We start from the raw sequence: 14,519 nt of genomic DNA on the forward strand, positions 1-14,519 counted from the left end.
ACAGTTGACGAACCTTGCGATCACCTCGGAACCGTCGTAATCGGAATATCTTTCCTGGTCCCTGTAATCGCTACGGGTGTATCGACGAAAAAAGCTTTGGGGCTTGAAGATTTTGTACGCAAGTTGGTACTGGACCTTTCGACAACCACTTGCAGTCACTCACCTGCGGAGAAATCCAAATGAGAATCAATCCAACTGGTAACTCGCTGCCGTCTGATATTAAGCGGCTCGATTCCAAAGGTCCCAATGGGCAATCGGTCTCGCGAGCCGATGCGTCCGCCGCCAATGTTTCGACATCGGCGACTTCGATTCAATTGGATTCCATTCGCGAACTGTCACAGGTCCTCGAGCAAGCAGCTGATGTACGAGAGTCCGTGGTAGAGGATGTCAAACTGAAAATACAAACCGGTGAATACCTGACCAAAGAGGCTGCACTCAATACGGCCAGGTCCATTCTCGATTTGTAGATCTCGTGTGATCTCGATTTTCGCCGAGGCACCACGGATGCACTGATTGACATGGACGTTTCGTTGATCCCCTAAAACACTGAGTAAGCAAGAGATGAGCTTAACAATACAAAACAATGTCGGTGCATTGAACGCCCGCAACAACCTCGCCCGTTCTAGCAATGCTTTGAACAAGTCGATCGAACGATTGTCGACCGGTTTCAAAGTCAATCGTGGTGCCGACGGACCTGCTGCCCTCGTAATTTCGGAAAAGCAGCGTGCTCAGATCGCCGGCCTGAAAACTGCGATTGACAATACGGACAAGGCTATTTCGGTCGTTCAAACGGCTGAAGGTGCTTTGAACGAGGTCAACAGTATCTTGATCAAAGTGCGATCATTGGCTCTGGATTCGGCTAACTCGGGTGTCAACGACGCCGACGCATTTGCTGCCAACCAAGCTGAAATCGACAACGCGTTGGACACGATCAACCGAATCGCTGCCAACACCCAGTTCGGTGAAAAGTCGCTCCTCGATGGTACGGCCGGCGTGACTGGCACGACGGACGATGCGGACGTCACGTTCCTGAAGGGTGGCAGCAACACCAGCGACGGAACCTACACCGTTGAAGTCACCACTCAAGGTGAACGAGCTAACATCACCGCCGGCACGTCGCAAAACACTGGTCTGGCCGCCGACGAAGTGTTGTCTGTCAATGGCGTCAGCATCACCTTGAACTCCGGACTGTCGCGAGCGGGCGTTGTCGCCCGAATCAACGAATTCACGGACCAAACCGGTGTCGTCGCCGAAGATATCAACGGCGGTACCCGCCTGCGTTCGATCGAATATGGATCGGATGCCGAAGTCACCGTGGTTTCCGATACCGCCGCCGCTGCTAGCTCGTCCGGTTTCGGCACGACCCTTGATACCGACGCGGGTGTGAATATTGCCGGTGAAATTGATGGAGTCGCCGCCTCCGGTAAAGGGAACACGCTGACGAGTATTTCTGGTGCATCGAAAGGGACTGTTGTTCGCGTTGGTGAACTTGGTACCGATGCAGCTCTGACCGAAACCGGTGCTCAAGGTAACGTTTCGATCCAGAACAACGCGTTGGTTTTCCAGATCGGTGCGAACCAAAACCAAACGGCTCAGATTGCGATGCAGAACATCAACGCGGATGCGTTGGGCGTCGCAGTGACGGGAACGAAGTTCAACAGCTTGAACGAAATCGACGTGACCTCGTTCGATAACGCTCAAGATGCGTTGAAAGTCATCGACGCCGCGATCGACGAACTGTCGAACATTCGTGGTGAACTCGGTGCGTTCCAGTCCAACACGCTGGAATCGATCGCAAGCAACATGCGTTCGACGTTGGAAAACACCGTGAACGCCGAGTCGGTCATCCGTGACACGGACTTCGCCGAAGAAATCTCGCGATTCACCAACAACCAGATTCTGGTTCAGGCCGGTACGTCGGTACTCTCGAGTGCCAACCAGACGACGCAGTCGATTCTGTCCTTGCTGCAGTAAGCGTCGACAAAGTAATCGGACCCGGAGAGGGCGGGCGTTGGCTTCGCCCTTTCCGTTGGTCTTGATTTTGGGTCGCTTCGACGGCCTTTTTTCGGTCAGAGTGTCAGTGCGACGATTCCTTCGCCTGGATTTATTGCGATTAGAAATCCTAGCGAAGTAGTCGGATCCGCTCCGATGCTTGCCCCGGAAATTTAGGTCTCAGTGAAAACCTCTCTGGAATTCGATGTCCGTCGGCTTTGAAGCCAATGGCACCGGCCGTCGGTCGGGCGCGAGCGCGTTCGACTCACGGAATCCAGATGGGAACTGACTCGAGACCATTAGCCTAAGTCATCCCAATACCTCATAGTTTGGCATGGTGACGAGTAAGTCTGGTGAGGGTTTACCGACTTTGAGAAGTGATCAAGTAGACGTCTCCGAAGCGATAGTCGTAGAGTCTTCAATGGCGAGGGTCGGGACATAGGGTTAGGCGCAATTTAAGTGGCAGGGCAACGCAAATGGCTAGTATCGACGGGCTCGTATCAGGGTTCGATACGACCAATATCATCGAAAGTCTGCTAGGCTTTCAGCAGCAGCAAATTGATTCCTTCAACTCTCGCAAAGCTGAAGTTACCACCAAGCAGACGTCCTTTAAGGGCATCGAAGCTCAGTTAATCACGCTGCAATCTTCGCTAGGTCGGCTCAATAGTGCGACCAACTCCGTTTTTGACGCGCGAACGGCGTCATCGACCAACGAGGATGTCATCACCGCGACCGCCGGGAACGGTGCGATTGCGACCAACTATCAGCTAAGCGTCGACCAACTGGCGACCTCCCATCAAATCGCCTCCCAGGGATTTGCGTCGACTTCCGAACAAATCGGTACCGGCGATATCACCTTCAAAGTCGGCGATCGCGCAGCGCAAACGCTGACAATCGACAGTAGCAATAACACGCTGCAGGGCTTCGTCAACACGATCAACGAACAAGTGGATGATCTGAATGCCAGTTTGGTATTTGATCAAGCGTCGAACTCCCATCGGATTCTGCTGACATCCAAGCACACCGGTGCAGACAACGCGATCACGGTCACGAACAATCTCAATCCCCTCGAAGGTGTTCTCCCAGACTTCACCGGACCGGCGGTGCAGCCTCCGCTGAATGCCGTTGTCACGTTAGGGTCTGGGGTAGGGGCCATCCAGGCGGAGTATCAATCAAACACCGTCGATGGCTTGATCGAAGATGTGACGTTAGAGTTGCACAAGGCGGATCCGGGAAGCACGATCACGATTAACGTGCAGGAAGATGTTGAATCTGCAAAGGAAGCTGTCAACAGCTTTGTGGACGATTTCAACACGATCATGTCTTTCATCGACGAGCAGACTCGTTTCAACCCCGAAACGAATCAATCCAGTCCGCTGCTCGGTGATCGTTCGGTTAGCACCATCAAAAACCAGTTGTTGACGTTGGTGTCAGGGAACGTCCCGGGAGTCGACGTGGCTCGACTAAGCCAAATCGGCGTCGACCTCGATTCGCGAGGCCAACTGTCGGTCGATGGGACAAAACTGGAACAGGCGCTTCGCGGTGAACTTGACAATGTCGACGCCCGTGATGTGCGAAAGCTGTTCGGGCTCAACGGCGAATCCAGTAATGCAAGTGTCCGTTATCTCGGTGGGACGCTGCGAACGCAGCCATCGAATAATTCGTCTTACGAAGTCAACATCACGCAGGCTGCAGAGCAGGCACGAATTACCGCGACCAATGCCGCCGCGGCATCCATTGTGATTGATTCTTCGAACAACGAGTTTCAGTTGACGGTCGATAGCACAACCAGTGAAACGTTGACACTGGCCGAAGGAACCTACACCACTGAAGAACTTGCCGCCGAGCTGCAGAGCGTCATCAATAACTCGTCCGAACTGGGCGTTCACGATGTATCGGTAAGTGTCGACGGCAGCAACCACTTCGTTATTCAGACCGAAGCATACGGGACTGCGGCAAACCTCTCGAATCTAAACGGAACCGCGGCATCGGTTCTCGGCTTCGATAGCTCCGAAACCGCTGCCGGGGTCAATGTCGCCGGTAGTTTTGTCGTCGACGGTGTCGAAGAAGTCGCCAAAGGAATCGGGCGCATCTTGACCGGTGACGCTGACAACGAAAACACCGCCGACCTGCGGGTTGAAGTCACGCTGGGGCCGGGCGATGTCGTTGCCGGTGCCGAGGCGGAGTTGACCGTGACCGAAGGGATCACGGGGCAACTGAATGACTACATCCGTGAAGTGCTCGACGCCGAAACCGGTTTACTAAAAACGGTCAACGATAGTTTCACGTCGCGACTCGAAGCGATCGATCAATCCATCGAAAAGGTTGAAGAGATCACCGAAAGCAAACGGCAATATCTCCTCGAAGAATTCGCCGCGCTCGAATCGATTATCAATGAGCTACAAAATACTGGCAACTTTATTTCCAGCCAGCTGAGTTCGCTGAGCGCCTTCAAGAGCAATGGCGGGAAATAGACCGGCGATTCGTCGGGTCACCAAAACAACGAGATCGGTCTTTCGGTCGAGAGATTCACACCACACACCTAACTAATCATCACACTGCGGGGGCAATTTGATGCAGCAACTCGATCAGTACAAACGCAAAAGTATCAGCAGCGGAATGACACGCGTCGAAATGCTGTTGATGCTATATGACAAAGCACTTGCATCGGTCGAGGCCTGTCAGATTGCCAACGAAGTCGGTGATGACGCACTTTTTCGCAAGCATGAGATCCAGGCTCGCAAAGTACTCGTTGCGATCATCTCAGGGCTTCAGCCCGATGAAGACGAAGTCGCTTACAACATCGCGAGATTGCTGGAATTCGTCCTTTTCTCGTTCGACGAGCGTCACTTCGATTCGTGTCAGAAAATTCTCGGACAGATCCGAAACAGCTTTGCGCAAATCGCTGATCAGGCAAACGAAATGGAACGCAACGGAGAAATCTCTCCGATGCCAGACTCCGATTCGTTTCAATCGATCGCTTAATGGCGAGTGCTATGTTTATCTGAAAAGAGGATTAGCCGATTGGCGTTAGCCTCGGTTTCCGCGCAGTCATCGGGGCGAACGACCGTCGGCTGATGAGTCGCCCCCGAACATTTGGCTTAGGCGAAAGACTTGATCGTACGTTTGGTCGAGGGCGTCCTTCCCAACGTTGCCGTCCGCCGTGTCCGAAAGAGACAATATTTCAAAGGGCGTTTCGCTGGAGCCAGCGACAGCCCGATCTTTTTATCACGGCATCAATAGCCGCGTATCGCCTGGCATACACGGTCGATATCGCCTTCATCGATATCACTTCCTGTGGGCAGGCATAAAACTCGCTGGCAGGCACGCTCTGTATTTGGCAGCTCTAGCGATTGATTCTGGGGCTGCGAACGATACGGTTCCATCCGGTGGCATCCCGGATAAAAATATCGCCGTACACGGATGTTTTGCCGGTGCAGGTCTTCCATTAGCTCATCGCGGGTTCGGCCAAACACTTGACTGTCAACTTCAAGGACAACGTATTGCCAGTTAGTTTTTGCCAAGTGATCGTATGACAGCACGCGAAGTCCGTCGACAGTATCGAGGTGAGCTCGGTAAAGCGAATGCTTGTACTGGTTGGCAGATTGAATTTTTTCCAGGCAAGGCAATAGCGATAACCCCATCGCGGCACAGATCTCTGGCATCTTCGCGTTGGTGCCAAGATGGATCACGTGGTCCATTCCCGCAAAACCAAAATTCCGCATTAGCTTCAGTCGCTCGGCCAATGCGTCGTCGTTTGTTGTGATCGCACCACCTTCAAAGGTGTTGAAAAACTTCGTCGCATGAAAGCTGAACACTTCGCAATTGCCGAAGTTACCGATCATGCGGTCACCGTTCTGGCTCCCGAATGCGTGAGCGGCATCGTAGATGACGGCGAGACCATACTGCTTCGCGATTTCATCAATGGCATCGGTTTGGCAAGGGATTCCCCAAAGATGGACCCCTAGAATTGCACTCGTTTCGGACGTTATCGATGCTCGGATGCTTTCTGGGTCAATCGAATGCGATTGGCGACTAATATCCACAAAGACCGGTGTCAGGCCTTCCCACTGGGCCGCATGCGGCGTTGCGGCAAAAGTGAATGATGGGACAACAACTTCGCCTGATAAGTCGAGTGCATGGCAGGCGAGTTGCAAGCCAACAGTTGCGTTGCAAACCGTGATACAGTGTTTGACATCAAGGTATGCAGCGATCTCGCGTTCGAGTTCCTGAACCACACAGCCGTTGTTGGTAAACCAACGCCTTTGGAAAATCTCGTCGACGAGTTCATTGAAGCGTCGTCGGTCGCCAACATTTGGAGCTCCCACGTGAAGCATGCGGCCGGAGACGCTGTCGTTTGATTTCAGATGATGTGTGGGGTGCGCGGTTGACATTCCAGCTCTTCACTTGCAAGGCGATTCGGTTCCCCTTTATTCGACCGTCGTCGAGAAGCTCCTGGACGTTAAAACCGTCTTTGTCGTTAGACACCGCCGAACACGTTGAATGTTTTCCCTCATCTGGAGCGCATCGGTCAGGGCACGCCCAGGAAGCGAGGTTTGGCTCATCAGCCGACGGGCGTTAGACGCCGTGATTGCATTGATACCGTGGTCAACACCATCAACCAAAGCAAAATGGGTATCTGTCAATGAATTCGGTAGCCGCCGGTGTACGGCTTCTACACAGTAATCGGCGTCAGGGTTGCGGAGCGGCAAGGTATTAGCCGGCAGGGTCAAACTGCTTCCCGGCTTGAGTCATGCAGCGAAAGAAGTCATTACCGTTACCCTGCCTTCTCACAGACCAAGAAAATGCTCGCGCAAAGGTCGGGATACAGTTGTCCCAATTGGTAACAACCTTCTAAGTAATCTTGCGAAATGATATCGGTCGCGAGCAAACGATCCCACTGAAAGTTGGCGAGCGCTTTAAAGAAAATCCCGCTACGGTGGATCACTTTCAATCCTGCGGCGCGGGCGTCGCGTTCAAGGGTGTCAAGCGAATAGGTGATCCGGTGCCCGTGTTGTCGTTCGGCATCTGTCACCGCAGCGTTGTGAGGAATCAAACCCATCTTGACGGCGATCTGGCGTGAAGGGGCGTTGGCGTTCGGGCACACCAACAGCAGTCGACCGTTGTCCGTCAGCCACTCCTCATTGATACGTCGCAAAACAAGAACGGGGTCGTCGAGATGTTCCAAGACGTGTGTCAGAACAATGTTCTCAAAATGTCTGTCGAGTTGGACATCTTCGAAAGTCGCATGGACGCATCGCACCGCATCACCGAGTGTGGATTCAAGATGAGCGACCGCATCACCGGAGGCTTCAACGCAGGTCACTTGGTCGAAATGTTTCAGCAACCGCTTTGTAAAGTCGCCGAGGTAGCTGCCCAGTTCCAGACAATTGCCAGTTTGGAAAAATGGAATAAATGATCGCACCATGAAAGGGTGCATGACGTCCAAGTCAAAGTTGTATGCATATTTGCGACCCGCATTGTCCCGGAGTTCGGCGTCGTAGTTGCGAGTCGCGTCGATCGCACCGTCACGTTCGTGTGACATCTTTACTTCCTAGGTCAAGGCAGAGGGTGAATTGGTCATCGGAGCGTTCGCTCTGGCGGTACCCGATCGACTGATAAAGATTGATGGCAGCTGTATTTTCGCAAGAGACTTGCAAGCAGATTTTCTCGACTAAAGCCGTTGCCGCATTAATGTGTGCATCTGCCAAAAGCTGTTTGGCGATTCCATAACGACGGTATGAGCTGAGTATGCTGACGTTTGAGACGAAAGCGGTTGGGACTTGGCCTTCCTCAGGAAGGTAAACGGCGACCAGACCAACGAGGCTCTTCTTGTGCCATGCCTCGTGACGGAACGCAAGTCGATAGAGTTTATTCGCATACCGGCCAAGGTCGACTCGGTCACCAAGCGGGGGAATGAACTGATCGGAACATTCGAGCAAATGCGTGTAAATCGCGGTCTCAGTCGACGTATTGCACCTGACGATGATGGGGGCGACGGGAGAATCCTGCATCGAACGTTACTCGGCAACTGCGAGACCGAAGCCGTACCGACCAAACTGGTTGCCGTTGTAGAGCAGGTACAGCTGATTCGAGTGGCTAAAAACATGGGGGTAACACATCATTTCGTTGTCCCAGTCATTCGGATTGCCGGATTTTGAGATTCCAACCAATGAATCGTCACGAGTCCATGTTTGCAAGTCATCGGAATAGGCGTATCCGAGCCGATAGCCACGATCGGGATTCGTACGAAAGTCAGTCGCGTAGCGGAAGCAGAAGTACATGTGGTATCGCCCTTGGTATTCGATAACTGTCGGCAACGCTTGGCATTCGTCTTCGCCAATCGCATCGGAGATCAAGGGGGACCGCGATGCCTTCTTCCAAGTCAAACCATCATGGCTAGTCGCGTATGCAATCTTATAAATCCGCTCGGCTTGCGAAGTGCCTTCGAAGTGCTTCCATGGCAACCCGTAGATGTACCACATATAGTATCGATCTTGGTAGTGTCTGACGAATCCATCGCCGACAAGGCAGGGTTCGTTCAGCGATGCCGAGAGCACCGGACCGGACCCGCGTCGCTGGAATGTTCGCCCGCCATCATGGCTGACCGCCAAGCCGATCCCCGTTTCGACGCTGACCGCGGAACGCCGACTCCAACCGCACGTGTAACCATAGACTTGATCGCCAACCGGTACGACGTTGATTGGGAAGATCCCGTGCTCATCAAAGCAACCCAGTTCGCCAAGTGGTATCACCTGGTGCTGGGCGATTCGTAAGATGTCTTGAAAGTCGTTCGAAAAATCGACGTAGCATACATGGCTGAGGTACTTTTCGGTTTTGGTATCTCTGGATCGAGTCGAAAAGTAAATGCGGATGTAGCCTTCGCCAATCAGCGCCTGCGGCGACTGAGCGAATTGTTCGCAACCCAACGGTAGCGCGTGTTCCGATGGATCAAAGATCAGGCCGCGTTTTTTCCAGATTGGTGCAAGCCGCGTCATAGTTCACCCTCCAATCTCGCTACCCCAAAACCATGTTTTCCAACTTGGTTTCCCAAGTAAAACATGTAGGTCGTTCCGTCGATGTCGGCGAGATGAGGATAGCTGATCATTTCACTGTCCCAGCCTGTCTCAGATACATCGATCCCGGCACGGGTGTCGTCACGTTCCCAGTGAAGCGCATCGTGCGATGAAGCATAGCCTATCCGGTAGCCACCAGCGTGGCCACGATAATCCCTGCTTCTCCGATAGCAGAAGAACATGTGGTACCGGCCATTCGAAAAGATAACGTCGGGACTCGCTTGTGCTTCGTCATCTTCGATGCGAGGCGGAATCAAATCACGGTTTTCTTTCTTCCACTGCAAACCATCGTCTGAAGTTGCGACGCGAATTTTGTAAACCGGTTCGGGGCGTCCGTGATCAATGATCCATTTTCGTCCGGCGATGTAGTATAAGAACCAACGGTCTTCGAATCGGCGGATCTTCGGACCGCTGAGGACGAACGGTTCATCGGGCGTATACGGGATCACCGGTCCCGGCCCGAGTTTCTCGAACTGCTCACCATCGGAGTTGCTTTCGGCGACGCCAATCGCGGTATTAAACGGTACCGATTCGCAACGTGTCCATCCCGCGTAGTAAGCACGAAAGCGATCTTCGAACGCGGCTACGGAAATTGGATACGTACCAAATTGGTCAAACGTTCCGGGCTCGCCGAGCGGCAGGATCGGGCGATGGTGAACGCGAATGACTTCGGTGACGTCATCGGGATTGACATCTAGAAAGGTGCAGTGACTGGTGTACTGCCCGCGTTCGTCCGGTGCGGGGCGACATGAGAAGTAGATGCGAACGACGTCGTCTTTAAGGATGACCGAAGGCGCTTGGGCGAATTCCTTGATCCATTTCGCGCCGGGAACTGCCGAACGAGTCGGATCAAAAACGACTCCTAACTTGGTCCATCGATACGGAGCTTGTCTCATACGACTGCAGCTGGCTTAGGGATCAGCGAATATCCTTCCAACGCATCGGCTCGAACGACATTAACTGGGTTGAACATCAGCATGTCCAAGATGGAAAGCCAAGGAACAAATGGTTGGTCGAACTGTTCATACACTCGCAGATGGGATTCGACAAAGCGAAGTTCAATAGCATGATCTTGGAAGTGGTCTGTGTCGTACAGTTCGGTCCCGCCGATTGCGTTAACGTAAGAGGTGGCATCGAGTGCCGAGCAAATCGCGATGACCTTGTCTTGTCCACGTAGCGAATGATCGATCTCAACCGACGACGAGCGAAGAATCGTTTTCTCAATCGACAGGTACTCTAGCAGGCACCGCAGCGAGTTCTCGATATAGTCATACAGGTTCGAGTTCGAATGCAAAACTGCGTCTCGCACGAGAGCGAAAGTGGTGTCGAACTGTGGCGCTTTTCGATAGGCCTGGGACAGCCGCCGAAGTAGCTTCTGACGATCGAAAGAATCGGCGACTTCACGCTGGTCAATGTTTAGCGAATCAGACGCTTTCTTAACGGGCACCGAAAAAGTGCTCGCCGCACCTTGTTCAAGAAAACGGTTGCGGTTGATCCAACCACGTTTGGTGTACTTCACGTTGTCATAGATCACGAAGACATCGACAGCACTGATTAAATGAAAGTAGCCGATGTACGGGAAGAAGTACGGCTGCATGATACCGATTCGTTTCGTTCCCACCGAGCCACCTCAAGTCAGCTGTCACGATCATTCCCCAACGCCTGCACCGCTCGTCGCAATGCAACCGACCGGGTTTGGCTCGTATCGACCAGGCAAATGAGTCGCTTTAGCCGGATGCTGACGCCGACGGTGAAGCGATCGCGATGAGGGGCAACGGTCGCTTTGAGCAGACAGTGAGTGTAAGCCAGAAAGCCAGGCTTATGATCAACGCTCTTGGGGCAAGGCGTTTGTCCGAAAACGCTCAAGGGGTGGATCGAGCCCTTTATTTGCTAATAAAGTGAAAATGACTTGCCTTCGAGGCTTTTGAGGGTAAGATAGAGTGCAATCGGTGATCGGCGTCTTCGGCTCGGTAGGCGTCGGATCGACCATTGCAAGGCACCAGCCAACTGCTGGCTGGCGTGCGTGTACCGTGCGCATGTAATCCTTTACTCGCCAGGTTTCGTTTCGGATCGCGAGCGATCGCCCCGCTGGGAGCGGGCGAAGCGAACCCTCTTCTTCGAGCCTTAGCGACCGGTCAATTTCGGTCGACGATTGGCGATCCCAATCGGGCGACCGGTTCGGCTTGGTTTGTTGGAGCGGTCGTCTCGGCCTCTCGGTCGATACCGCGAATCCGATCATGGATGGCGTACGTTTTCTGCTCGGAGACCACCCGTGGTACAGCCAGCTGAAAACCGACCTTCGCGTCCTGAAAACAACCGTTGGTGGCGATTTGCCAGCCAGTCAGGTTCGAATCCTCAGGTAAACTTCAATCGCGAAGTTAGCTCGGTTGAATCTCCAAGGTCAACAGCATCCTTGCGATCGCAGGGTAGCAATTTGGCGAACGATCAACGCTCGGCCAAGGGACTCGATCACTATCGTGATGTTCCGGCGTTCGGTCTGCTTCAACATGCGGCCGAACAATTGCCCATGCGTCATGCGATTGTCTATGGCGATGACCGCTGGACGTACCTGGATCTGAATGCGGACTCGATTCGTGCCGCGGCAATGCTTCAGCGTCTCGGGGTCAGCCCGGGCGATCGAGTGGGGTTGCTGCTTCCGAACGTACCGGAATACATCATCAGCGCTAACGCGGTTTGGCGAGCTGGCGGAATCGTGCTTGCGATCAGCCCACTGATGGTCGCTAGCGAAGTTCAATCACTGCTCGAACAGACCAAGTGTAAGTATGTCATTTGTTTGGACGTGCTTTCTCATCTGCTTGCCGACGGGACCACGACCGACGGCGTGGACCGAACGACGCTTCTCGTTTCCATTCGCAAACATCTGCCGGCCCATCAGCAATTGGGTTATCTACTGAAACGCGGTTATCAGTGGCTACGGCATCGCCCCGGAGGCCATGGCAGCCGTGTGGGGTGGTTTTGGGAAGAGATCAACCAAGTCGATCGAAGTTGGCAGCCGATCAGCATCGACCCACAATATGATCCTGCCTATATCCTACCGACCGGCGGAACCACTGGGCTCCCCAAGGCGGTGACATTAAGTCATCAAAACATGGTTGCCAACGCGTGGCAGCAGTACGCGTGGACCGATCGATCGTTCGGGCGTGAAATCATGCTCGGTGTGCTGCCCTTTTTCCATAGTTATGGGATGTCAGCGACCGTAATGGGAGGCGCGGCGATGGCGGCAACGTTGGTACTGCACCACCGCTACCAGACCGTCAAAACAATTCAGTTGATTGAGCGGCACCGACCGACGGTATTTCATGCCGTCCCGGCGATGCTGCACGCGATGAATGAACGTCTGCGGAGTTATCCGAGTGAACGATTGGATTCGATCCGCTGGGTGATTTCCGGTGGTGCGCCGCTAGAGGAGTCGGTTGCGCTTGAGTTCACCGAAAACTGTTCGAACGATGATTCTCTGGAAGGCCCGACGGTGGTCGAGGGCTACGGCTTGAGCGAGTCGTCACCGGTCACCCATGTCGGACACTTGTTTGAGCCACCGCGGTATGGGCGGATCGGGCTGCCGCTTCCAGAAACAGAATGCAAGATCATCTCGGATGTAGGGGAAGCGTTAGATGACGGGATGGTTGGTGAACTTTGTATCCGTGGACCCCAGGTGATGCTGGGCTATTGGAACGACCCAGTAGCGACCGGCCATGCGATCGAAAACGGATGGTTGCATACCGGAGATTTAGCGGTCCGGCACCCAGACGGGTACTTCGAAATCGTTGGCCGTAAAAAGGATTTAATTATCACATCGGGATACAACGTCTACCCGGCCGAAGTCGAAGAAACACTTTCTCGCTATCCGGGGATCGAAGAGGTTGCCGTTGTCGGTGCGCCTGACGAACGTCGGGGCGAACTTGTACACGCGGTCATCGTTACTCGGGATGGCTCGCCCCCCGATTTTGTCGCGCTCGATCAATTTTGTCGGCAGGAGCTTTCCGCCCATAAACGGCCACAGCGTTTTAGTCATCGCAAGCAACCGTTGCCTCGCAATTTCCTTGGCAAGATCATCCGGCGCGAGTTGCGATGTGAACCCGAGGGGGCAAACGAATCAAGTGAATCCTTTGACGGAGGTGACGAAGATGAATAGGCAAACGCCCATCGCCGTGATCGATGCCGTGCGCACACCAATGGCGAAAGCCTTCACGACGTTTTCGGATCAGTCGGCGGTGCAACTAGGAACTCATGCCGTCGGAGCGCTTTTGAAGCGAGCGATGCGCAAAGCTGATGGTTTTGACTATCGGCAAGTTGACGAAGTGATCATGGGAAATGTCGCCGGACCACCCGATGCGGCAAACATTGCCAGAGTGATTGCATTGTCTGCTGGAATCCCCAAAGACCGAATCGCGCACACCGTTAATCGGAACTGTGCGTCAGGCATGGAATCGATCATCGGTGCTTGGCAGAGAATTGAATCACGACGCAGTGAATTTGTGGTCGCCGGCGGTACCGAATCGATGTCCCAGATTCCGATGTTGGTTTCACCGAAGGCCGCAAAGCTTTGGATGCGGCTAGCGAAATGTCGTACTTGGAAGCAGCGGATCGCAACACTCGCAAAATTCCGACCGAGTCACTTCAAGCCGATCATCGGCGTTCAGCTCGGTCTGACCGATCCGGTCAGCCGGATGAATATGGGGGAGACAGCAGAATTACTGGCCCGACAATTCGAGATCACACGTCAACAACAGGACCAGTTTGCGCTCCGCAGCCATCAGAAAGCGGCGGCGGCTCGAAAGGAGTGCTTCCTTTCCGGTGAGATCGCATCGTTAATGATCGGCGAGAAAACGATCTCGAAAGACAACGGTCCCCGTGACGAACAGTCGCTCGAACAGCTTGCCAAATTGCGTCCGTTTTTTGATCGATCGGGAACTGTTACGGCCGGGAACAGTTGCCCCCTAACTGACGGTGCGGCGGCGATGCTACTGACCAGTATCGAAACGTCGCTGCGATTTGATCGGCCGCTTGGATACATCAGCGCGTACGCGGTTGCCGGTTGCGATCCACATCGGATGGGGCTTGGGCCAGTCTACGCGACGGCAAAGCTACTCGACCAGACCGGATTGCGACTCGATGATTTTGATTTGGTGGAACTAAACGAAGCTTTTGCGGCGCAAGTGATTGCTTGCCAAAGAGCTTTCGCATCAAAACGGTTTGCATCCGAAGAATTAGGTCGATCGATGGCGATTGGCGAGTTGGATGACGATCGGCTGAACGTTCACGGTGGGGCGATCGCATTGGGGCATCCGGTAGGGATGACGGGCACACGATTGGTACTGACGCTACTGCGGTCGCTGCGGAAACGGGGATTGCGGAAAGGCTTGGCGACGTTGTGTGTCGGCGGCGGACAAGGGGTGGCAATGATGGTCGAAACCGAACTGGAGGGCTAAC

The 14,519-nt window shown here is 53.8% G+C and carries 12 protein-coding genes; 6 read left to right on the top strand and 6 right to left on the bottom strand.

Translation table 11 applies throughout. The features are described from left to right. The first annotated feature begins 179 nt into the window (after window positions 1-179). From FYC48_RS20325 to FYC48_RS20340, 4 genes are all read left to right on the top strand, one after another. On the top strand, window positions 180-467 hold the full coding sequence (locus FYC48_RS20325; protein WP_149498626.1) for a flagellar biosynthesis anti-sigma factor FlgM: 288 nt from the start codon (window positions 180-182) through the stop codon (window positions 465-467). Between the two features lie 94 nt (window positions 468-561). After that, on the top strand, window positions 562-1,974 hold the full coding sequence (locus tag FYC48_RS20330; RefSeq protein WP_149498627.1) for a flagellin N-terminal helical domain-containing protein: 1,413 nt from the start codon (window positions 562-564) through the stop codon (window positions 1,972-1,974). Window positions 1,975-2,468: 494 nt separating this feature from the next. After that, window positions 2,469-4,466: a flagellar filament capping protein FliD gene (fliD, locus tag FYC48_RS20335; RefSeq protein ID WP_149498628.1), complete on the top strand. Its 1,998-nt coding sequence runs from the start codon at window positions 2,469-2,471 to the stop codon at window positions 4,464-4,466. A 100-nt stretch (window positions 4,467-4,566) separates the two neighbouring features. Then, window positions 4,567-4,977 (top strand): flagellar protein FliS, encoded by a 411-nt coding sequence (locus tag FYC48_RS20340; protein WP_149498629.1) that lies wholly within the window; start codon window positions 4,567-4,569, stop codon window positions 4,975-4,977. A gap of 251 nt (window positions 4,978-5,228) precedes the next feature. Here FYC48_RS20340 and FYC48_RS20345 read toward each other — a convergent pair whose 3' ends face one another. The 6 genes from FYC48_RS20345 to FYC48_RS20370 all read right to left on the bottom strand — a co-directional run bounded on the left by FYC48_RS20345 (window position 5,229) and on the right by FYC48_RS20370 (window position 10,689). After that, entirely contained in the window at window positions 5,229-6,386 is a 1,158-nt protein-coding gene (locus tag FYC48_RS20345; protein WP_149498630.1) for a DegT/DnrJ/EryC1/StrS family aminotransferase, read from the bottom strand. 383 nt (window positions 6,387-6,769) lie between these two features. Then, window positions 6,770-7,537: a class I SAM-dependent methyltransferase gene (locus tag FYC48_RS20350; RefSeq protein WP_200836654.1), complete on the bottom strand. Its 768-nt coding sequence runs from the start codon at window positions 7,535-7,537 to the stop codon at window positions 6,770-6,772. After that, window positions 7,521-8,006, bottom strand: a complete 486-nt coding sequence (locus tag FYC48_RS20355; protein ID WP_149498631.1) for a GNAT family N-acetyltransferase — start codon at window positions 8,004-8,006, stop codon at window positions 7,521-7,523. Before FYC48_RS20355 ends, FYC48_RS20350 begins: the two co-directional genes overlap by 17 nt. Window positions 8,007-8,012: 6 nt before the next feature. Next, complete coding sequence (locus tag FYC48_RS20360; RefSeq protein ID WP_149498632.1) at window positions 8,013-8,990, bottom strand: glycoside hydrolase family protein; 978 nt, start codon at window positions 8,988-8,990, stop codon at window positions 8,013-8,015. After that, entirely contained in the window at window positions 8,987-9,964 is a 978-nt protein-coding gene (locus FYC48_RS20365) for a glycoside hydrolase family protein (RefSeq protein ID WP_200836655.1), read from the bottom strand. The genes FYC48_RS20360 and FYC48_RS20365 overlap by 4 nt, the downstream gene beginning before the upstream one ends. Continuing rightward, window positions 9,961-10,689 carry a WbqC family protein gene (locus FYC48_RS20370; RefSeq protein WP_200836656.1) on the bottom strand — a complete coding sequence of 243 codons (729 nt, stop codon included), beginning with the start codon at window positions 10,687-10,689 and terminating at the stop codon, window positions 9,961-9,963. Before FYC48_RS20370 ends, FYC48_RS20365 begins: the two co-directional genes overlap by 4 nt. Before the next feature lie 651 nt (window positions 10,690-11,340). Here FYC48_RS20370 and FYC48_RS20375 point away from each other — a divergent pair. Together FYC48_RS20375 and FYC48_RS20380 are read left to right on the top strand one after the other, a co-directional pair. Beyond that, window positions 11,341-13,221: an AMP-binding protein gene (locus FYC48_RS20375; RefSeq protein WP_149498634.1), complete on the top strand. Its 1,881-nt coding sequence runs from the start codon at window positions 11,341-11,343 to the stop codon at window positions 13,219-13,221. After that, window positions 13,214-14,518: a thiolase family protein gene (locus FYC48_RS20380; protein ID WP_149498635.1), complete on the top strand. Its 1,305-nt coding sequence runs from the start codon at window positions 13,214-13,216 to the stop codon at window positions 14,516-14,518. Before FYC48_RS20375 ends, FYC48_RS20380 begins: the two co-directional genes overlap by 8 nt. The last annotated feature ends 1 nt before the right edge of the window (window position 14,519 follow it).

It is taken from the genome of Roseiconus lacunae, from assembly GCF_008312935.1.
Lineage (GTDB): Bacteria > Planctomycetota > Planctomycetia > Pirellulales > Pirellulaceae > Stieleria > Stieleria lacunae.

Bases quoted from the DNA above. Each gene is read 5' to 3' on its own strand.
- FYC48_RS20325 (WP_149498626.1), top strand. From the start codon at position 180: ATGAGAATCAATCCAACTGGTAACTCGCTGCCGTCTGATATTAAGCGG.
- FYC48_RS20330 (WP_149498627.1), top strand. From the start codon at position 562: ATGAGCTTAACAATACAAAACAATGTCGGTGCATTGAACGCCCGCAAC.
- fliD (WP_149498628.1), top strand. From the start codon at position 2,469: ATGGCTAGTATCGACGGGCTCGTATCAGGGTTCGATACGACCAATATC.
- FYC48_RS20340 (WP_149498629.1), top strand. From the start codon at position 4,567: ATGCAGCAACTCGATCAGTACAAACGCAAAAGTATCAGCAGCGGAATG.
- FYC48_RS20345 (WP_149498630.1), bottom strand. From the start codon at position 6,386: ATGTCAACCGCGCACCCCACACATCATCTGAAATCAAACGACAGCGTC.
- FYC48_RS20350 (WP_200836654.1), bottom strand. From the start codon at position 7,537: ATGTCACACGAACGTGACGGTGCGATCGACGCGACTCGCAACTACGAC.
- FYC48_RS20355 (WP_149498631.1), bottom strand. From the start codon at position 8,006: ATGCAGGATTCTCCCGTCGCCCCCATCATCGTCAGGTGCAATACGTCG.
- FYC48_RS20360 (WP_149498632.1), bottom strand. From the start codon at position 8,990: ATGACGCGGCTTGCACCAATCTGGAAAAAACGCGGCCTGATCTTTGAT.
- FYC48_RS20365 (WP_200836655.1), bottom strand. From the start codon at position 9,964: ATGAGACAAGCTCCGTATCGATGGACCAAGTTAGGAGTCGTTTTTGAT.
- FYC48_RS20380 (WP_149498635.1), top strand. From the start codon at position 13,214: ATGAATAGGCAAACGCCCATCGCCGTGATCGATGCCGTGCGCACACCA.